This is a genomic window from Microcoleus sp. EPA2 (assembly GCA_020882975.1).
GTDB lineage: Bacteria > Cyanobacteriota > Cyanobacteriia > Cyanobacteriales > Microcoleaceae > Microcoleus.
In genome coordinates, this window is sequence record JAHRFD010000032.1 from 18641 (window position 1) to 37919 (window position 19279).

20 protein-coding genes, 1 tRNA gene and 1 pseudogene are annotated in these 19279 nt (G+C 45.3%); 13 read left to right on the forward strand and 9 right to left on the reverse strand.

Annotation, left to right across the window (positions count from 1 at the left end; genetic code table 11):
• The first annotated feature begins 638 nt into the window (after positions 1 to 638).
• The gene (gene psaD, locus AAFP14_RS22310) at positions 639 to 1064 is read left to right on the forward strand and encodes a photosystem I reaction center subunit II PsaD (RefSeq protein ID WP_341734384.1); all 426 of its coding nucleotides are present in this window, start codon (positions 639 to 641) and stop codon (positions 1062 to 1064) included.
• A 165-nt stretch (positions 1065 to 1229) separates the two neighbouring features.
• Positions 1230 to 2090, forward strand: a complete 861-nt coding sequence (locus AAFP14_RS22315; protein WP_341734385.1) for a GNAT family N-acetyltransferase — start codon at positions 1230 to 1232, stop codon at positions 2088 to 2090.
• An 8-nt stretch (positions 2091 to 2098) separates the two neighbouring features.
• Here AAFP14_RS22315 and AAFP14_RS22320 read toward each other — a convergent pair whose 3' ends face one another.
• The gene (locus tag AAFP14_RS22320) at positions 2099 to 2224 is read right to left on the reverse strand and encodes a hypothetical protein (RefSeq protein ID WP_341734386.1); all 126 of its coding nucleotides are present in this window, start codon (positions 2222 to 2224) and stop codon (positions 2099 to 2101) included.
• Between the two features lie 41 nt (positions 2225 to 2265).
• Between AAFP14_RS22320 and trpE the strand changes: the two genes are divergently transcribed.
• The 3 genes and pseudogenes from trpE to AAFP14_RS22335 all read left to right on the forward strand — a co-directional run bounded on the left by trpE (position 2266) and on the right by AAFP14_RS22335 (position 5136).
• On the forward strand, positions 2266 to 3819 hold the full coding sequence (trpE, locus tag AAFP14_RS22325; RefSeq protein ID WP_341734387.1) for an anthranilate synthase component I: 1554 nt from the start codon (positions 2266 to 2268) through the stop codon (positions 3817 to 3819).
• Positions 3820 to 4080: 261 nt separating this feature from the next.
• A pseudogene (locus AAFP14_RS22330) lies at positions 4081 to 4161 on the forward strand (IS200/IS605 family transposase); the annotation flags it as partial.
• 90 nt (positions 4162 to 4251) lie between these two features.
• Positions 4252 to 5136 (forward strand): PhzF family phenazine biosynthesis protein, encoded by an 885-nt coding sequence (locus AAFP14_RS22335; RefSeq protein ID WP_341734388.1) that lies wholly within the window; start codon positions 4252 to 4254, stop codon positions 5134 to 5136.
• A gap of 169 nt (positions 5137 to 5305) precedes the next feature.
• Here AAFP14_RS22335 and AAFP14_RS22340 read toward each other — a convergent pair whose 3' ends face one another.
• A complete protein-coding gene (locus AAFP14_RS22340) occupies positions 5306 to 6154 on the reverse strand; it encodes a hypothetical protein (RefSeq protein ID WP_341734389.1) in 849 nt (282 codons plus the stop codon).
• Positions 6155 to 6535: 381 nt separating this feature from the next.
• Between AAFP14_RS22340 and AAFP14_RS22345 the strand changes: the two genes are divergently transcribed.
• From AAFP14_RS22345 to AAFP14_RS22370, 6 genes are all read left to right on the forward strand, one after another.
• Entirely contained in the window at positions 6536 to 6757 is a 222-nt protein-coding gene (locus AAFP14_RS22345; RefSeq protein WP_341734390.1) for a DUF3285 domain-containing protein, read from the forward strand.
• 287 nt (positions 6758 to 7044) lie between these two features.
• A complete protein-coding gene (gene ybeY, locus AAFP14_RS22350) occupies positions 7045 to 7599 on the forward strand; it encodes an rRNA maturation RNase YbeY (protein ID WP_340518305.1) in 555 nt (184 codons plus the stop codon).
• Positions 7600 to 7761: 162 nt separating this feature from the next.
• Positions 7762 to 8271, forward strand: coding sequence for a diacylglycerol kinase family protein (locus AAFP14_RS22355; protein ID WP_472851081.1), 510 nt, complete (start codon positions 7762 to 7764; stop codon positions 8269 to 8271).
• Between the two features lie 21 nt (positions 8272 to 8292).
• Entirely contained in the window at positions 8293 to 8880 is a 588-nt protein-coding gene (locus AAFP14_RS22360; protein ID WP_340518307.1) for an anthranilate synthase component II, read from the forward strand.
• 100 nt (positions 8881 to 8980) lie between these two features.
• Complete coding sequence (locus AAFP14_RS22365) at positions 8981 to 9763, forward strand: MBL fold metallo-hydrolase (protein WP_341734391.1); 783 nt, start codon at positions 8981 to 8983, stop codon at positions 9761 to 9763.
• A gap of 166 nt (positions 9764 to 9929) precedes the next feature.
• Entirely contained in the window at positions 9930 to 10553 is a 624-nt protein-coding gene (locus tag AAFP14_RS22370; RefSeq protein WP_341734392.1) for a fasciclin domain-containing protein, read from the forward strand.
• A gap of 77 nt (positions 10554 to 10630) precedes the next feature.
• Here the strand turns inward: AAFP14_RS22370 and AAFP14_RS22375 are convergent, their stop codons facing one another.
• Positions 10631 to 13318 (reverse strand): phospholipid carrier-dependent glycosyltransferase, encoded by a 2688-nt coding sequence (locus AAFP14_RS22375; RefSeq protein WP_341734393.1) that lies wholly within the window; start codon positions 13316 to 13318, stop codon positions 10631 to 10633.
• Between the two features lie 131 nt (positions 13319 to 13449).
• Here AAFP14_RS22375 and AAFP14_RS22380 point away from each other — a divergent pair.
• Positions 13450 to 13522 (forward strand) — tRNA-Phe (locus AAFP14_RS22380).
• Positions 13523 to 13727: 205 nt separating this feature from the next.
• Here AAFP14_RS22380 and AAFP14_RS22385 read toward each other — a convergent pair.
• The 6 genes from AAFP14_RS22385 to AAFP14_RS22410 all read right to left on the reverse strand — a co-directional run bounded on the left by AAFP14_RS22385 (position 13728) and on the right by AAFP14_RS22410 (position 18759).
• Positions 13728 to 14813, reverse strand: a complete 1086-nt coding sequence (locus AAFP14_RS22385) for a 30S ribosomal protein S1 (protein ID WP_341734394.1) — start codon at positions 14811 to 14813, stop codon at positions 13728 to 13730.
• Positions 14814 to 14890: 77 nt separating this feature from the next.
• A complete protein-coding gene (locus tag AAFP14_RS22390) occupies positions 14891 to 15100 on the reverse strand; it encodes a hypothetical protein (protein ID WP_341734395.1) in 210 nt (69 codons plus the stop codon).
• Between the two features lie 583 nt (positions 15101 to 15683).
• Positions 15684 to 16259 (reverse strand): transcriptional regulator NrdR, encoded by a 576-nt coding sequence (gene nrdR, locus AAFP14_RS22395; protein ID WP_341734396.1) that lies wholly within the window; start codon positions 16257 to 16259, stop codon positions 15684 to 15686.
• A gap of 93 nt (positions 16260 to 16352) precedes the next feature.
• Positions 16353 to 16448: a photosystem II reaction center protein T gene (locus tag AAFP14_RS22400; RefSeq protein ID WP_083622085.1), complete on the reverse strand. Its 96-nt coding sequence runs from the start codon at positions 16446 to 16448 to the stop codon at positions 16353 to 16355.
• Positions 16449 to 16702: 254 nt separating this feature from the next.
• The gene (gene psbB / locus AAFP14_RS22405) at positions 16703 to 18232 is read right to left on the reverse strand and encodes a photosystem II chlorophyll-binding protein CP47 (protein ID WP_341734397.1); all 1530 of its coding nucleotides are present in this window, start codon (positions 18230 to 18232) and stop codon (positions 16703 to 16705) included.
• 197 nt (positions 18233 to 18429) lie between these two features.
• Entirely contained in the window at positions 18430 to 18759 is a 330-nt protein-coding gene (locus AAFP14_RS22410) for a hypothetical protein (protein ID WP_341734412.1), read from the reverse strand.
• Between the two features lie 104 nt (positions 18760 to 18863).
• Here AAFP14_RS22410 and AAFP14_RS22415 point away from each other — a divergent pair, with 104 nt between their 5' ends.
• Positions 18864 to 19016 carry a hypothetical protein gene (locus tag AAFP14_RS22415; RefSeq protein ID WP_341734398.1) on the forward strand — a complete coding sequence of 51 codons (153 nt, stop codon included), beginning with the start codon at positions 18864 to 18866 and terminating at the stop codon, positions 19014 to 19016.
• Positions 19017 to 19279: the final 263 nt, after the last annotated feature.

Consider the following 19279-nt stretch of genomic DNA (forward strand, 5'->3'; position numbering starts at 1 on the left):
CAAAGGTATCTTAGTTCCTCCAAACCAAAAAAAATACTTACGTAGAAACTGGGTATTTTGGCTAGCTACCAGACCAAGCAACCAAGAATCGTAGAATCTAAACATTCTCTACATTGGTTTCCTCGTAGCTTGTCATCAAGGAAACACCTGTTTTTGCCTTTCGGCGCTGGCTGGCCCCTTACTTACGCGATCGCCATAAATTTTAAGTGGGAAATATACATAGTTCCCAAGATAATAGGTCTAGAAATTATAACTCAAAACTGTTTTCACAGCAACAACCAATCGAGGGGAAAAATTTGAGCCTTGGAAAATTTGAAAAATGCACAAAGTTGCCCCAGGAATAAATGAAGGATTAGTGTCCACAGGAGTTAGGTGCTTTTTGGCTAGGGCTGGTTTTACAAAATCTCCCTAACTAACCCTAGCAATAGCTGTTTTTAAATTCTTATTTAATGATGATTTTATACTGTCAAATTTATTTTTTACGCAGCGGTGGCAATTGCCAAATCTCCAATCTTAATTGGATATTTTGAATTATCATAAAATATCCCTCGCCAAAAAACTGTTAACTTTCCTTACAATTTCGAGATTAGGGTAACACCCAGGTGATAGGATGCCCTAAAAATCCTTTGGATATATCTATGGCAGAAGAACTCACTGGACAACCCCCTATCTTCGGCGGCAGCACCGGCGGCTTGCTGACTAAGGCGCTAGTTGAAGAGAAGTACGCGATCACTTGGACTAGCCCCAAGGAACAGGTGTTTGAAATGCCGACAGGCGGCGCTGCAATCATGCGTCAAGGCGACAACCTGCTGTATCTGCCCCGGAAGGAGCAGTGCATCGCTTTAGGTGGCCAACAACTGCGGGCAAAATTCAAAATCTCGAACTACAAGATTTACCGTGTATTTCCCGACGGTTCTAATGAGTACCTGCATCCCAAGGATGGCGTGTTCCCTGAAAAGGTGAATGAAGGTCGTGCATACAACGGTAAGGTTGACCGCAATATTGGCAGCAATCCTAACCCAATTAAGGTGAAGTTCACGGGTAAAAAAACCTACGAAGTTTAGGTTTTGAGGGAATCGCTGAGCTCGAAGGGGTAGTATTTCCAGAAAAGCTCAGCTTGTATTTTCTGGTTTGTAGTAGCGCTTGGACGCGGCAGGCTGTTTCTATCTCGCCTAAGCGCAACTACAAACTGCTTGTGTAATTAAAAATTAAATTAATAATTATCAAAAATGACGGTAGAAATCAGGCGAGCAACTCATCAGGATATTGATGCTTGCGCTCGGATTAATTATGAAGCTTTTAAAGGTATTTCCGATCGCCATAAATTCCCGACAGATTTTCCCACACTAGATTTTGCCACCGAAATCACCGATATTTTAATCCACAGCCCATCGTATTTTGACATTGTAGCTGAAAACTCCGGTGAGGTTGTTGGCTGCGGTTTCATGGACGAACGCAACCCGATTCGTGGCATTGGACCTGTTAGTGTCGATCGCACTTTTCAAGGAAAAGGAACAGGAAGGCAAATCATGAAAGCCTTGCTGGAACAGGGAAAAGAGGCTGCTGGTATTCGTTTGGTACAAGAATCTTTTAACTTGGCATCCTTGTCACTATACATTTCTCTGGGTTTTGAGGTGAAAGAACCTTTGGTATTGATGGAGGGGATGTTTCGCAGTCCGCCACAGTATGACTTTGAGGTGCGGCCGCTCAGCAGTGAGGATATAGATGAATGTCAGGCTTTGTGTAATAGAGTGTATGGGTGCGATCGCACTTCCGAAATTGAATACGCCCTGAATAACTTTTCTCCCTTAGTTACCACCAAACAAGGCCGGATTGTGGCCTATACTTGTGCGGTATCTACTTTCGGTCACAGCGTCGCCGAAACAGCAGCCGATATGCAGGCTTTGCTGTTGGGGGCGGCAGCCTATAGTCCCGGAGAAGTGCTTTGTTTTCACTTGCCGGTGCGCTATGCAGGTTTGTTTCGCTGGTGTTTGCAAGAGGGGCTGCGCGCCCTCAAGCCGCTGGCGGTGATGGCAATTGGTGAGTACCAGCAACCTGTGGGATGTGTCCTTCCGTCCTATCTTTATTGATTATTTAATTAAAGTTTAGTATAGCAACCGCCAAGACGGTTAGGAATTTCTAAATCGCTGATAATATTGCTATTATTGCATTTTATTTCATCCTTATTTGTACCCGATCGCCGAGTCGAAGGGCCATCTTCCATCTTCCTTATTCCATCTTCCTTCTTCCATCTTCCTTCTCCCTATGATATTTCCCAATTTTTCACAATTCTCCGAACTAGCAAAACAAGGCAATTTTGTCCCTGTTTATCAAGAATGGGTAGCTGATTTAGATACGCCAGTTTCTGCTTGGTATCGGGTTTGTGCCGGTCAACCTTACAGTTTTTTGCTAGAGTCCGTCGAAGGTGGGGAAAAAATTGGGCGTTATAGTTTTTTAGGGTGCGATCCGTTGTGGATTTTGGAGGCTAAGGGAACCCAAACAACTCAAGTTTACCGTGATGGTTCCCAAAAAGTATTTAGTGGCGATCCGTTTGTGGCTTTAACTGAATGTTTGCAGTCTTATCAACCCGTAAAATTGCCACAGTTACCAGCCGGAATAGGTGGGTTGTTTGGGTTTTGGGGTTATGAGTTAATTAAGTGGATTGAACCGCGTGTTCCTGTCTATCCGGCTGGGGAAAAAGATTTGCCCGATGGGTTGTGGATGCAGGTCGATAATTTGTTGATTTTCGATCAGGTGAAACGGAAGATTTGGGCGATCGCCTATGCAGATTTGCGTGAAGTTGGGGTTGATTTGGCCCAGGCTTATGGGCAAGCGTGCGATCGCGTTTCTCAGTTAGTTGATAAGCTGAAATCCCCGCTTTCCCAGCAATCTACTCTTATAGAATGGACTCCTCCCAATAACGGGCAAGATGCCAGTTCCACCACCGGAAATACAGAAACAGAATTGAGTTATACCAGCAATACTACTCCCGAAAAGTATTGTGCCAATGTCTTAAAAGCTAAGGATTATATTAAAGCGGGAGATATTTTTCAGGTAGTGATTTCCCAGCGACTGGAATCTGAATACAGTGGCGATCCTTTTGCACTCTACCGCTCCTTGCGTTTGATTAATCCTTCTCCCTACATGGCTTATTTCAATTTTAAAGATTGGCAAATTATCGGTTCCAGTCCAGAAATTATGGTGAAGGCAGAAAACAGTGCAGATGGCAAAAAGATAGCAACTTTGCGCCCGATTGCGGGCACTCGCCGCCGGGGTCAAACTCCTCAAGAAGACGATGCTTTGGCGGCCCAATTGCTGCAAGATCCCAAGGAAATTGCCGAACACGTCATGTTAGTTGATTTGGGCAGAAATGACTTGGGCAGAGTTTGCCGCAGCGGTACGGTAAAAGTTGATGAATTAATGGGAATTGAGCGTTATTCTCATGTGATGCACATTGTGAGTAATGTCATCGGAGAATTGGCTGAGGATAAGACTGCTTGGGATTTGTTGAAGGCTGGTTTTCCGGCGGGTACGGTTAGTGGTGCTCCCAAGATTCGGGCGATGGAGATTGTACATGAATTGGAAGGTTGCCGCCGGGGACCCTATTCTGGGGTTTATGGGTATTATGATTTTGAGGGACAGTTGAATAGTGCGATCGCGATTCGGACTATGGTTGTGCGCTCTTTAGGTGCTGATAAACATTCGGTTTCTGTGCAAGCAGGTGCTGGTTTAGTGGCGGATTCTAACCCAGAAATGGAATATGAGGAAACCCTGAATAAAGCTAGGGGGATGTTGCAAGCAATTCGTTGTTTGAAATAGAGGATTGGATATTGGCGAGGCGGAGCCTCTGGATCTGCGTTACCAGGCAAAGCCTGGTAACGAGAAAATACTTAAGAATTAAAGCATAAAGCCCAGAAACATAATTTTGACACTCAAGCGGGCTGAAGCCGCTGAGATTCTGCGGACAGAGCAGAGTTGGGCAACACCCAAAGTCTAACTCTCGCTGCGGTAGTCAAACACCGCCTACTCAGTCGGTCAAGCTTTACACTTAACTTACTGGCTACTTTTCTTAGAATATTCTATTTTGTTAGTACCGCAGGTAATATTAGTAGTGAAGTTGTTAGAAAATACATCGAAGACCCGCATCATTCGGCCAATTGACAAAGAAAGAACACGGGGACTTCAGTCCCCGTGTTGCTTCCCTAGGAAGGGCTAAAGCCACTGAGTTTCCCACATCCCGTATTAATTTTTATGAATTTTTACATAGTTGACGTATTTGCCGAGTCAAAATATGCTGGCAACCAGCTAGCCGTCTTTTGCGGTGCGGGAGTTGCACAGCTATCGGAGAGCGAAATGCTGATGATAGCCAGGGAAATTAATTATTCAGAAACTACGTTTGTGCGATCGCCCCAACTACAAAACGGCGGCTACGATGTACGGATATTCACCCCAAAAAAAGAATTGCCCTTTGCCGGTCATCCCACTTTAGGAACAGCATTCGTTTTGCAGCAACAGATTATCAACCAACCTGTAGAACAAGTTATTTTAAATCTAGCAGTCGGTCAAATTCCCGTTACTTTCAGCTATCACAATGCAGTCGCAGATATTTTATGGATGCGACAAAAAGTGCCTACCTTTGGTCAAGTTTTATCAGGCGAAATACTCGCAAGGGTGCTGAATTTAGAAGTCGATGAAATAGATGAAAGATTCCCAATTCAAGAAGTTTCCACCGGAGTACCATTTATAATAGTACCGCTCAAAAACCTAGCCTCGCTCAAGAAAGCCAAAGTCAACTTAGAGCAATATTCTGAGCTGATTGAGACCACAGAAGCCACAGAAATTTTAATATTTTGTCCAGAGACTTACAATGATATTAATGACTTGAGCGTCCGAGTTTTTGCGCCTTATTTAGGAATTCCCGAAGATCCGGCAACGGGGAGTGCCAATGGCTGTTTAGCTGGATATTTGGTCGAATATGCTTATTATAGGTCACAAAAGATTAACGTGAGAGTCGAGCAAGGTTATGAGATCGATCGACCTTCGCTGCTGTTGTTGCAATCTGCAAAAAATGCAGGAAAAATAGAAGTGTTGGTAGGTGGAAAAGTAGTGATGGTTGCTAAAGGAGAATTTGTGTAGCATCCCCAACTTATACCATTTCTCTAAAATCGTGCAACAATCTTTGATATCGTTTCCGGCTGCATCGCAATGATTTAACCAGAAACGAGATAACTCTCGGTGAGGACAGGTTTTACCAAGCAGCCAGCCAAAATCCGTCACCAGCGCTATGAAGCGATTGGGCGCGAGTTTAGATAAAGCGGCTTTTTCGGAAAATTTGTAATTGAGCGCGATCGATCTGAACTACCACGGGTTTTTGTCGGTTTAGGACGATCGCATTATGTCTGTTTAGCAAAATTAACTGAGCCAATAATACCATCAATACTCGCCGTTTCCGAAACTTGCCATTAAAAGTAGCCCTGCGGACGATCGCCTCTTCTATCTTATACCACCAGTTTTCGCCTTTCTGGGAAACTATCAAAATTGTTCCCGGTATATAATCGCCTCCATTTGCCCAAAAAGCATACCTTTCACCTAAAGTAAAGTAATGAAAAACCTTAGTAGCTGTAGAAGTTTTAACTAACTTTTCCGAAACGCCCAAAGCATTAAAAGTGACAGTAGATCGAATATAATCGGGGTATTTTACTACTATTTGTTGAGCCACTTTCCCGCCCAAACTTTCTCCAATGACATCCGCAGAATTTCCCCTAGTAAACTGCTGCTTAATCCAATCAATAGCACCCACGATTTCCGCGGCTTTCAACTGTCGTTCTAATTTTGATATAAACACATCTGGCGTATCTTCCAAAACGCGCTCGAAAGGATACCATGAACCATAACCACGAATCACCAAAACCGATGGATTGTTAATAGAAATAGGAACTCTTGCTTCCGCATAAAAACCTGTTTCAGGATGTTCAAACACTTTTTCTACTAGATAATTATCTATAGTTTCTCCCACGGCGTGTCGCACATAAATTGAAGGATTATTGGGTTTGAAAGTATCATGCAATTGAGGTTTGGCAAACTTTTCATAGATGGCATCTAGCAAGTGTCTTCCAGTCTGAGAATCTACAAAATCCAATTTACTTTTTTTCATTATGTGGTATGGCGAATTTTAGCAACAATATTTGATGAGTAAAAATAATACACATAAATCCGCCCCAGCAAATTAATTTTTACAAAACTTGCAGGGTAGGGCGGGTTAGAGAGATTGTCAGATCAAAAGGGTATTTCTTATAAAAATTTTTACGCTAGGTCAAATCCTGTGAATGATTTGATTTATTGGTTTGGGTTTGCATTGATTTCTGGTGTTTGGTTGTGTTATACCAATTTTTTATGAGGCTGCATTGAATTCGATCGCCTCTACAGAGGATACCCACGCACCATCCACCGCCCCTACCAGGGTTCGGCGGTTTCATTCCATGTGGGGGCTGTACCCCGTGGCTGTCCCACTCCCTGAAACTTATACATTGAAACTATGACTCAACCTCCTTCTATCCCAACAACTTCTGAAGAAACCGCCTCCGAAATTCCGCCAACCTCTGCTGGTGCTCCACCTGCACCTAGTTATGTCAAGCTGGCGATGCGGAATATGGTGCGGAAGCGGGCGACTTCTCTGTTTCATTTTGCGTTGACTGCTGCTGGGCTTTTGGGCGTACTGGTGGCTTTGGCTTTTGTGGATCGATATTTCAATTCTTAAATCCGGTTTTCAGTAGTGTGTTGCTAATTTCCCGACGCCAAAACTCGGTTGATTTGGGTGATTGCCTGATTGTAGCGGGAGGGCGATCGCCAGAAACCGGGTTTTTTAGTTTCTGTTTTGATTTTTCACGGTTGGGGAGTTAAGCTAATTGCAGTTTCGGAATCTTGCAATCTTTGACAAATTATTGTATGGTTCCTGCTAAAAGCCAAAAGTTTCTGAGTTCGATCGCACAATCTGAGATTTTACTAAAAATTACTGATAAAAATGCTTGACAGGAAACGCCAAAAATGATTATAGAGGTGAATGTGGAAGACTGTTATGGGCTAGCCCAACAGTCTGCTGATAATTCCCAGGAACCTCAGAGTGCAGCTAGCGGGGAGATTGCCGCCGAAACTTGGGAAACTTGGTTTGGTGTTTGGCTGGAAAATCAGCATGAGGATGTGCCTGCTGCCCCTGGCTATGAAGTGAGTCTGCGTCTGACAGGGGATGAGGAAATGCAATCGCTGAATTCTCAGTACCGTCACCAGGATCGATCAACTGATGTACTAGCTTTTGCGGCCTTAGAAGTAGAGTGTCCTGGGTTAGATGAAATGTCATCTGAACCTCTATACTTGGGTGATATCGTAATTTCCATCGATACGGCCAACCGACAGGCCCAGCAGCAAGGACATCCGCTGAAGACTGAACTAGCTTGGCTTGCAGCCCACGGTTTTCTACATCTTTTGGGATGGGATCACCCTGATGAAGAAAGTTTAATCCAAATGCTCGATCGACAGGAAACTTTGCTACAAGCAATCGATATTGTGATCCAGACACCATTAGAGGAATTTGAAATTGGATAGACTAGGCTGGTGATAAGTTGACCAATCAGAGAAACTCAAGCATAACTTTCGGAAATTACATCAATTTTAGAGTAAAGACCTAGGAAAGTTATGGAGACTGTTATCAAGTCAATCTTTCATCTTTCAAACGTACTCGTCTTTATCATATAAAGTTGGTTGTTTATGACACTAGAGCAACAGTCAAAAGTATCAAATATTGCACAGCTTCTAACCATGCCTCCAGACTCTTCCAATCAGACAGTCAATGGGTCAAAAAAAGCATTAAAATACAATCGAGAACTGTCCTGGAAAATAGCATCTAACTTAGCGATTAGTTTTAAATATGCTTGGGCTGGCTTGAGTTACGCTTTTGAAACTCAGCGTAATTTTCGCATCCACACGGTAATTGGCACTCTGGCGATCGGACTTGGGGTATTTTTACACCTGAAGCCTGTGGAAATATCCGTGATCGGCATTACGATTGGTATAGTCTTGGCAATGGAATTGTTGAATACGGCGATCGAATCCCTGGTAGACTTGACTGTAGGACAATCTTACCACGAACTGGCGAAAATTGCCAAGGACTGCGCTGCTGGGGCGGTACTGGTATCGGCAATGGCGGCGGCGATCGTCGCGGTGGCACTTTTACTACCTCCTTTTTGGACAGTGATTCAATTAGCCATCGCCAATTAGACCTCAAATTAAAGTTAAGCCGTGATTATAGTCATCGATAACTACGACAGTTTTACATACAACTTGGTACAGTATCTAGGAGAACTAGGTGCTGAATTGCCAGTAGCAAAAGAGGTACAAGTCTACCGCAACGACCAAATTTCTCTAGCAGAAATTCGCAGATTGCAACCGGCGGCAGTTGTGATTTCTCCAGGCCCAGGGCGGCCGGAAGATGCGGGAATTTCTCTGGAATTAATCAAAGAATTGGGGCCGACTATGCCAATTTTGGGCGTGTGTCTGGGACACCAAAGCATCGGTCAAGTATTCGGTGGCAAAATAGTTTCTGCACCCATACTAATGCACGGGAAAACTTCTCAGGTGGAACATCGGGGATTGGGGGTGTTTCGCGGTGTGGAATCGCCACTGACTGCAACTCGTTATCACAGTTTGGTTATTGAAAAACAGAGTTGTCCAGAGGTTTTGGAAATTACAGCTTGGGTTGAAGATGGAACTATTATGGGTGTCCGACATCGGGAATATCCGCATATTGAAGGGGTACAGTTTCACCCGGAAAGTATTTTAACAACTTCGGGAAAACAATTATTACGCAATTTCTTGGAACGACTTTGAATTTTGAGTGATTTTGGGCTGACCCGAAACAAATTGAGCGATAAAATCCTAATTTGTGGTATAACCACAAATGACCAACACCCGATCGCAGCACCCAAAGATGAAACGGCGACAATTAATGCGTTACGCACAGACAAGTTTGCTGGCAGCTTTAGCAACTGGTTTGCCATCTGGATGGGAAAGCTATTTGGCTCAAACTGCTGATTCTTTGTCGGTTCAGTGGCTAGGCCACACTTGCTTTTTGTTTACAGGAGGCGGTGCAAGGGTGCTGGTGAATCCTTTCCGTCCCCTGGGCTGTACGGCGGGCTATAGATCTCCTAAAGTCCCTACAGATTTGATTCTGATTAGCAGTCGGTTGCTCGATGAAGGGGCGATAGACGGATTTTCTGGCAATCCCGGCCTTTTGTACGAACCGGGGTCTTATCAGTCAAATGGGCTGCGACTGCAAGGCATTCGCATGGAAAAAGACCGCGAGGGAGGACGGCGATTTGGGGTGAATGTGGCTTGGCTGTGGGAGCAAGCTGGTGTTAAAATTTTACATCTGGGTGGAGTTGCAGCTCCGATCGGCATTGAAGAACAAATCTTGATCGGGCGTCCAGATGTAGTATTGATTCCCGTTGGTGGTGGCCCGAAAGCCTATACTCCTGCTGAAGCGAAGCAAACTTTGCAAATTCTCAAACCAAAGATGGTGATTCCCACACACTTCAAAACCCAAGCTGCTGATGCTGCTACCTGCGATTTGGCCACACTAGATGAATTCTTGGCGCTGATGGATGGCACGCCGGTCAGTCGATTGAATAATGATACCATTTCCATTCGATCGAATTCTTTGCCAGCGAACGGTTCGGTGATTGAGGTTTTGAGTTACAAATTTAATGCTTGAGCCGCTTTTTTGCTAATGTTGCGTTATATTAAGGAAGTTTTGGTGCGATCGACAATCTAAGCAGATTCTACCTCTAGTTTAGCCTTTCCAAGCATTGCCTCGCAGTGCACAGCAGGCTAACAAAAGAATTCAAGTCCATTGTTCTATTGTCATACCCATTTTTCTGATGAAAAATCAAAATTTACCTAACTGGATGAAAAAACTGACAGGTGTGGCCGGAGTAATCGGCGCTAGTGCTCTCATTGGTTTCCCAGCTTGGGCGCACATCAACGCCAAAACTAATGTTGCTAGTGCAACTCCAACTCAACAAGTGGCTGGAAACGTCAAAACCGCTGCTTCCCCCGCACCAGGCGCTTCACCATCAACAATGGCTGCTAAGGATATTGTCGCCATTGCATCAGGCGACGCTCAATTCAAAACATTAACCAAAGCTTTAACAGCAGCAGGATTAGTTTCGACTTTACAAGGAAAAGGTCCGTTCACTGTGTTCGCACCGACGGATGCGGCCTTCGCTGCTTTACCAAAAGGCACTTTGGATGATTTGCTCAAACCCGCGAACAAAGCTAAACTGACCAAGATTTTGACTTATCACGTTGTTCCTGGTGCTGTTTTATCTACTGGCTTGAAATCCGGTAATGTTACCAGTGTTGAAAAAACTCCCCTAAAGGTAGTAGTTAGTGGCGGCAAGGTGACAGTAGATGGTGCTAATGTCGTCAAAGCTGATATCAAAGCTAGCAACGGCGTGATTCACGTAATTGATAAGGTTTTGATCCCGGCTGATGCCAAATAGAAGGACGATTGAATTCCTGATTACCTGGTTCGTAATCAGGAGTTGATTTCTTCGATGAAAAAACTCAAACATGATTTTTAAAGTTTGAGTTTTTTCAAGTATTGTAGATCTTGCCATGCTTGGATCAGATTGCCTTGTAAGAGTGTGGCGACACCATTCAATACTCTAATTTCCGGTAGATTCGGGTTGAGAGCAAGAGCAGGTTTTAAGGCAGTTTCCGCAGCTTTGGGATGCCAACCATAAAGGTTGACAAAAGCGAGATAAGCATAGGCGTAGGGGTTTTTTGAGTCGAGTTGAGTGACTTTTTCTAAAGCTGCGATCGCACCATTGACATTCTGTTGCAATGCCCTAGACAATGCCAACCCATAGGCCAATTCTAGATGATTTGGTTGTTGTTGCAATCGATATTCAAAGGCTTGTTCCGCTTGTAGGGTATAATCTTGAGTTGGATCGTACTGATTGATGCGTCCAATCTGCTCAAACACTGGTTCTAAACCGGGCAATCCTTTCGGTAAATTAGCAGCCATTGTCCTCAATTGAGTCACCAAATCCAACTCAACCTTTTCTAGATTATCCTCATTCCCAGGCTTCTGATTCTTCTGTTTCTGGTTTTGTTTCTGGTTCGCCGACTCTGGCTCAATCCTAACACTAACTGTCCCCACATTCATCGGATAAGTTTCTCCGGTGTTCCGATTCAGATAAGTAGCTTCGAGATTGTAACTTCCTGGTGCAATATTAGCAGGAGGAAGCATGGCAGTGCGATCGACAACTCGAAATCCCACAGCAAATTTATCAGCCTCCAGCATCCCCGGATGCAAAGTCCCTTGGGCGATCGCGCGATCGTGTAAAATCTCAAAAGTTTGTCCAGGCTGTTGAATCTCGCTACCTCCGCGATTTTTCCATGTTACCAAGACTAAACCAGACTGCAACTGTCGCCAAGGCCCAGACCAAATATATGTTACTGGAATCGGAACACCGGGAACTGCTCTGGCTGGAACAGTAACTTGCTCTAATTGTACTTGCGATCGCGCTTCATTCAAAGGCTGGATTTCCACAGCCCGCCATCGCTTCCGATAAAGATTCAAATTAGTAAAATCCGGCAAAAACCAAGTTTTTTGCAACTCAAATTTATCACCTTTTTCAATAGCCACCACCGCTGCATTTTGAGCAGTTTTAATCCGTTCGCGAATCGAACCTTGGTCTCCCGTTTTAGTGACAAACCAAGAAAGCGATCGTACATCTTGCGGCACTTCTTTTAAACTTGTCCCCACCTGTCGCCCGTAAATCTGAAAATTAGCCAAAGCACCATAATAATTCAAATTATGCTGATTAATTTCCGGTGTGGAAGGTAAGACACCTAAAGTCGATTGTAAATAAGGTTCCGTCTGAATAATTTCTGCAATTACCTCTCGGTGCGGCCACTCTTTCGCCAAGTAAGGATAACTCGAATTTCCCGGACTCACCAATTCGACTAAATTATGTCCCAGAGCACCTCCCAGCGGCCACATATGAAACAACATCGCCAGTATGGCTAAGCCCATTGTACCCCAGCGAATTTGCCTTCCCCATCTTTGGGGCCACATAGTCAAAAAGTATGCTAAGAAAATTGATAAAACTGGTAAATAGGGCACAACATAGCGACCGTCTTTATTAATGTTGACCGAATTAATCAGATAAGCTCCTAGCCAAAAAATAGCCAACCACCCACAGGAATTAAGCTGAAAACTGGACCCCAGATGCCCTCGATGTCGCCAATAATAAAGTAGCAATCCGACTAAGGGAATGAGTAACAACGGCCAAGAAACCTGTTCGGGTAAGTGTTGACCGTAGTAAATCCAAGCATTGATTGTATTGAGCGGTGGGTCTCCTTCGGCGATCGCCGAATCAAAAGTTGCCCTTTTTCCCCCGGTCAAAATTAACAGCCAATTGGTTTTTGCCCAAGGTCCAAATACTGCCACTGATAGTAATAAAGCACCGCCTAATTGAGCTAATCTTCCCCAAGCTTTTTTTCGGAAAGTAGCGACAGCTAACCAGACAATGGGGGTAAATAGAAATAATACGGTGGTGTGTTTGGCGAGGATGGATAAACCTAGAGAAATGCCGCTTGCGATCGCCCAAAAGTAAGACGATAGAGAAAGAGACCAAACTTGTCCCTGTGGGCGAGAATTAATCCGCCTATTTGCATCAACATCCGTGTTATGGGTGATGTCTTTCCTCAAAGTCCCCCGATCGACATCGAAGGGTCCTCTTGCTTCAGAAGCCTTCCACATTGTCAGACACAAGAAAGTCAAAGTAATCGCCGCAGTGACAGGATAGTCGAGTAAAAATTGCAAGCGGAACCGATAGAGCCCCGGTAAAACTACACAAATTGCAGCGGCCCACAAACCGACTTGCCGATTAAATAATTGGAGGCTCAGACAGTAAACTGAAACCAGGAGAATGGCACTAAATAATAAAAAAACTAAGGTTGCTTCATCGGGCCCAGTCCCAAATATACGCAAAAACGGTACTGTGGCAATAAAAATTAAGGGTGGAATTTTGGTGGAAAGTAGCCAGAAGTTGGTCCACCATTCTCCCGATAACCATTGGGGATGTTGGAGTACCTGCAAGTAATTCAGGGTGCTGGTGAGGTATTCTGCTTGATCCCAGGCGGGGACAGAGCGATCGAAGGTGAACCAGAGGCGATCGCTCATCGCCCCCACCAGCCAAATTATGCCGAGGACTAGCAGACTGTAGTCTTCATTGCCCCGATGTTGCCGTGTCATTCCGATTTTGGGTGTTAAGTTGCAGCTTTTAGCTTACAGGGGAGGGGTTCCCGCGCGATCGAAATTTTTTTTAGCAAACTACTTGCTAATTCCCGATCTCTCTGTTACGATAGTTAAGCGTGAAAAAACAAGCCGGGATAGCTCAGTTGGTAGAGCAGTGGACTGAAAATCCACGTGTCACGAGTTCAAGTCTCGTTCCTGGCATATTAGTTATTTGCTATATCAGTTGGTAGTTTGAAGTTAACAATCCTACCAGAATTCCAATTTTCCGATCGACTTTGGTTCGGCGTGCTTTCATCAATCCATCGCTTTCCTAACAACAAGAGCGATCGAGATATTCAAGCTTGGTTAAATATCACTCAAAAAAAAAGAGGGGAATCCCCTCTTCTTTTATAACAGTAGCTGGGATTTATTCTACAGTCGCCGGAGGTATTTCTACCTCTAATGTGGCTTCTGGTGTTGCTTCCGTTACTGCTGCGGGTATTTCTTCCGGCAAATCTTCTTCCATTGCTGATGGGATGTCTTCGAGTATTTCATCGGAGAGTTCATCAGAATCGATCGCATCTACAGGAATTTCCATACTAGCTTTAGCTTGTTTTTGAGCTAGCATTTTTTCACGGAACTTAGCTGCCATTTCTTCAGCTTTTTCGTAAACCAATTCACGATTTTTGACCATCGCTCCTGGTTCCGGTTCCAATTGCTTGGTGGAGAGAGAAATCCGACCTCTCTCAGCATCCAAGTCAATAATCATCACTTTCACTTCGTCGTTGACATTAAACACGCTATGAGGCGTATCGATGTGATCGTGCGAAATTTCGGAGATGTGCAGCAAGCCGCTGACGCCACCGATGTCGATAAAAGCACCGTAGGGCTTGATACCACGCACAGTACCGATGACCACTTCTCCAACTTCGAGGCGGTTCATCTTGCGTTCCACTAAGGCGCGACGGTGGCTTAAGACTAAGCGGTTGCGGTCTTCGTCTACCTCTAAGAATTTTAATGGCAATTCTTCAGCAACTAATTCTTCTTTCGGTTTGCGGGTGCTGATGTGAGAACCGGGAATGAAGCCTCGCAACCCTTCTATTCTCACCAGTGCACCACCACGGTTAGTGGCAAAAACTTGCGATCGCACTGTGGCATCTTCTGCTTGCAGTTGTCGCACTCTTTCCCAGGCCCGCATATACTCAATGCGTCGGATAGACAGGGTTAATTGCCCGTCTTCATTTTCATCGGTGAGGATGAAAAATTCTCTGGTTTCGTTTGATTGCAATACCTCTTCTGGGCTTTCCACTCGATTGATCGACATTTCCTGAATCGGAATGTACGCTGCTGTTTTAGCACCGATATCAATCAGAGCGCCCCTCGGTTCTATACTAAAAACTGTACCCGCTACTACATCGCCGGGGCTAAAGTGATAGTCATATTTATCAAGTAGGGCAGCAAAATCCTCGTGAGTAAAGCCGATATCTTTGACAGTGGTTTTGAGATTGACCATGCGAATAATTTCCTAGGATTTCTCTCCTTCATGTTTTTCGTTTGTGCAGGCAGATATTAGAGATTTTGGTAAAGGAGTTAACTTTTTGCAAAATCTTTTACGAAAGTCAGTTTTTGCCAACTTTTGCCCGGTGCAACCGCACACAGGCGCTTGCCATTGCTATTTGTCCGAACTCTCTGGTGAAGTACCCAAGCTAAACTTGGTGATAGTTGGGGCTTCCAACCAACACCAAAGTTAGGACGGCCTGATTCGCCTTTGAGGTTTCCCGTCTCTACCGCCGATGCCACGTTTTAGACACCATTTCGGTGTTCGACACTCAATGTCGATTATGGTCTGACTCAGCGTCAACAGGTAGCAGCCAGTCTGACCCAGACTATTACAATGCAGTTTTTTAACATTCTGAGTCAAGTAGACTATTTTGACATACTCACCGCTCTTTTTGAGCGGCGATTCTTGACAGTTCACTGGGATGTGCTACCGAGGCAGTCTTACCTTCCCTCCTTGTCCATTTAGAGTCGTGCCGATGCCCCATGCCGACTGTTTGATTTGTGTCACAAGTTAAATACTTGTTTTGCTTCGGGGTTGGATGTCAACCATTGCCCTGAAAGCGTTCTCTCAGGAAAACTCTCATCGTAGCTGTTTCAACGCGCGTCTTGAGCCTAGAGATACGGTTATTATACCAAAAGCCGTCCTTTAAGGAGTCGGTTTTATGCCCAATTTTCCGATCGCCTATCCGCCCACAGCTTCAAATTTGATGTCCACCAGTTTAAGTAGGAAGAGTTCACTGCTTCCACAATTGGCAAGCACAGGCTCGACTCCCCAGGGCATCAACATAGGTAAATCTAAATAAACAGTCAACTGCCGTGAACCCTATTCACAATGGTGCAAGATTTCAGGCATCCTAGATGATGGCTTGGTTTCTCCATCGCACTCATCCTGTGGTGACAACTCAGGGCTAGTTTCTGGCGGAGTTTGTGGATACACAGCTTCGCTGAGGGGACTCTGAAGGTGATTGAGGGTATCTACAAAATCTCGGATGCCTCGAAATTGGCGATATACAGAGGCGAAACGGACGTAAGCGACTTCGCTGAGCGGGCCGAGGTTTAACAATACTAATTCTCCAATATCGGAACTGGCAACTTCCCGGAGCGATCGAGCTTGGAGTTGGGCTTCAATTTCTTCTGCCAGAGTTTCTAGTTGCCCAGAAGACAAACCTGTTTTTTCACAGGCCCTAATCAGTCCCCGGACTAATTTTGAGCGATCGAAAGATTCGCGTTTACCATCCCGTTTAATTACTGTAATCGGCACAAATTCGATGCGTTCGTAAGTTGTGAACCGATGCTGGCAATTGAGACACTCGCGCCGCCGCCGAATACTTTGACCCGATTCGGCTGAGCGCGATTCCAGAACGCGACTATTGGTGTGTTGACAGGAGGAACAGCGCATGATTGCTGATTTTTACAGGCTTAGCCAGAAAATTGCAATTCATCTGACCCTGTATGGATCAGATGAATTGCTGGACTAGAAATATCGGTCGGCTTATTTGCCAATCCGAGGAGGTTCCCGGAAGGCGATCGCAAAAAATAGTACACCTAATGCCAAAGCCAGAATCAAAATGTAAGCAACGCTTTCCATGTTTAAAGTTTCCTTCTCTTCCCTTTTGGTATTATTTTATCTCAATTGTTGCTTTCTGATTTGACAGATATTTCCCCAGGAATCGGTTTGATTTTCGGTAGGGGCAATCCCCCTGTGGTTGCCCTGTGGGGGCTACCCATCCAGAATTCTGGTTTTAGTGCCTTAATTAACTGAAAAAAACCCGGTTTCTTTGAGAAACCGGGTGCTTGCAGCATCAGCAAAAATTCCCGATGCGCGATGATCGTAAGAAGAACCTAGATAGATTCTTCTCTTCTGGTGGTGACGTCGCCCAATTTTTGGAACAAGCCCCATTCGACTTGTTCTTCCATGTCAGCTTCAACTCCAGCAAACACGTCGCGGAAGATTGTCCGAGAACCGTGCCAAATGTGGCCGAAGAAGAACAGCAAAGCAAAGCAAGCGTGTCCAAAAGTGAACCAACCACGAGTAGAAGTACGGAAAACCCCGTCAGACTTCAAAGTTTCGCGATCGAATTCAAATACTTCACCCTTTTGGGCGGCGCGAGCAAACTTCTTAACATCCAAAGGACTGGTAAAGGTTTGACCGTTATATTCGCCACCGTAGAAAGTGACAGTAACTCCACTTTGTTCAAAGCTGTATTTAGATTCAGCACGACGGAAGGGAATGTCAGCACGAACGATGCCATCTTTGTCCGTCAAAATCACAGGGAAAGTTTCAAAGAAGTTGGGGAGACGGCGCACCGACAATACCCGACCTTCGCTGTCAGTAAATACTGGATGGCCCAGCCAAGATTTAGCAATACCGTCGCCATTAACCATCGCGCCGGCACGGAACAAACCACCTTTAGCAGGAGAGTTGCCCACGTAGTCGTAGAAAGCCAATTTTTCAGGAATTTGCTCGTAAGCTTCTTGGTAGCTAGCACCAGAGGCCAAACTAGCTTGGGCTCGGCGATCGATTTCTTGTTGGAAATAGCCACCATCCCACTGATAGCGAGTCGGGCCAAAAAGTTCGATCGGAGTAGCCGCCGAACCGTACCACATGGTACCAGCAACCACAAAAGCTGCAAAGAACACGGCAGCGATACTGCTAGAAAGCACAGTTTCGATATTCCCCATCCGCAGGGCTTTGTAAAGCCGTTCCGGTGGGCGCACGGTCAAGTGGAACAAACCAGCAATCACGCCGACTACACCCGCTGCAATGTGGTGAGCCACGATGCCACCTGGATTGAACGGATCGAAGCCTTCAGGGCCCCAGGAAGGAGCCACTGGTTGGACGTGACCGGTCAGACCGTAGGGGTCAGAAACCCACATTCCAGGTCCGAAGAGACCAGACAGGTGAAAGGCACCAAAGCCGAAGCAAAGTAAGCCAGAGAGGAACAAGTGAATGCCAAACATTTTTGGCAAATCGAGGGCGGGTTCGCCAGTGCGGGGGTCTCTGAAGAGTTCCAAGTCCCAAAATACCCAGTGCCAGACTGCTGCTAAAAACAGCAAGCCAGAGAGGATGATGTGGGCAGCGGCGACGCCTTCAAAGGACCAGAAGCCCGGATCGACGTTACCTTCGCCCGTAATGCTCCAACCACCCCAAGAACCGGTGACTCCTAAACGAGTCATAAAGGGTAGCACGAACATCCCTTGACGCCACATGGGGTTGAGAACTGGGTCTGTGGGATCGAAAACTGCTAATTCGTAAAGGGCCATTGAGCCGGCCCAGCCTGCCACGAGGGCAGTGTGCATTAAGTGTACAGAAATCAATCGGCCTGGGTCATTTAAGACGACTGTGTGTACGCGATACCAGGGTAATCCCATTGACTGCGTTGCTCCAAGGTGTAAGTGATGATGTCTATTTTGAATCAAAAATCAGATTTTAATTCCTGAGCAGTTACCTGCTGGTTTTAAATCCTGCTTTTTGCCTTCTGCTTTCTGCCTTCGAGGATGGAGGCGTAAAAATGAAAGTTATTTAACGAAGTGTATCGAGTCTTAGAGCCGATTGCAATATGTAAGCATCACATTAGTTGGGGGTTGCCGATTTGACAGTGGGCGGAAATACTCCCAAGGCGATCGATCACTTGCTCGGCATCGATGAGTCTGGTCAGCACGACACTGCCGATATTTTTGGCAGGATCGGTATTGTCTGGGGGGACTGTCGGTTTAACCTCTACCATGAGTACGGCATCTTCTACGCGGTAGAGCCACATTTTTTCCTTTTGGTCCCAGAGGCAGAGGTTAAGTTGTGTAATGTCTGGTTGGCGTCTCCAGCCGGCATCTGTCCACAAACCACCTACTCCCCAGACGCGCCCGATCGTCCAACCGTCGGATAAGAAGAAATATTTCACTTGTGTACGCTTGAGATTTTGTTGTCTAACATAGCGCAAAATTGCCACTGTACGGAATTGTTGAACCGCGAAGACGCTTATGTCACGAAGGAAGAGGAGAGAAGATGACAATTAGCCTGAAGACTATTATGGAGAATTTGCCTCCCGAACCACGAGCAATTGTCGAAAAGCGATCTGTTGAATTAATGGCTGAAGAAATGACATTGAAACACTTAGGGATAGGGACTTACCGTACATCGATTTTAAGCGGTTCATAACGGTTAGGGTTGCGGTAATTTTGCCTCTTTGGTCGTTTGCAGTCGATCGCATCATTTCGCTCTCGGTTAATATACCCCAATTATGACCGTTCGATATTTGACCAAATCTTTTACTATAATATATAATGATATTAAATGAACAGGTGCCCCGAACTGCACGGGGAGGTATGGTGCGGGTGAAATACCGTGCGCCTGTCAGAGACAAGGTGCCCCGAACTGCACGGGGAGGTATGGTGCGGGTGAAATACCGTGCGCCTGTCAGA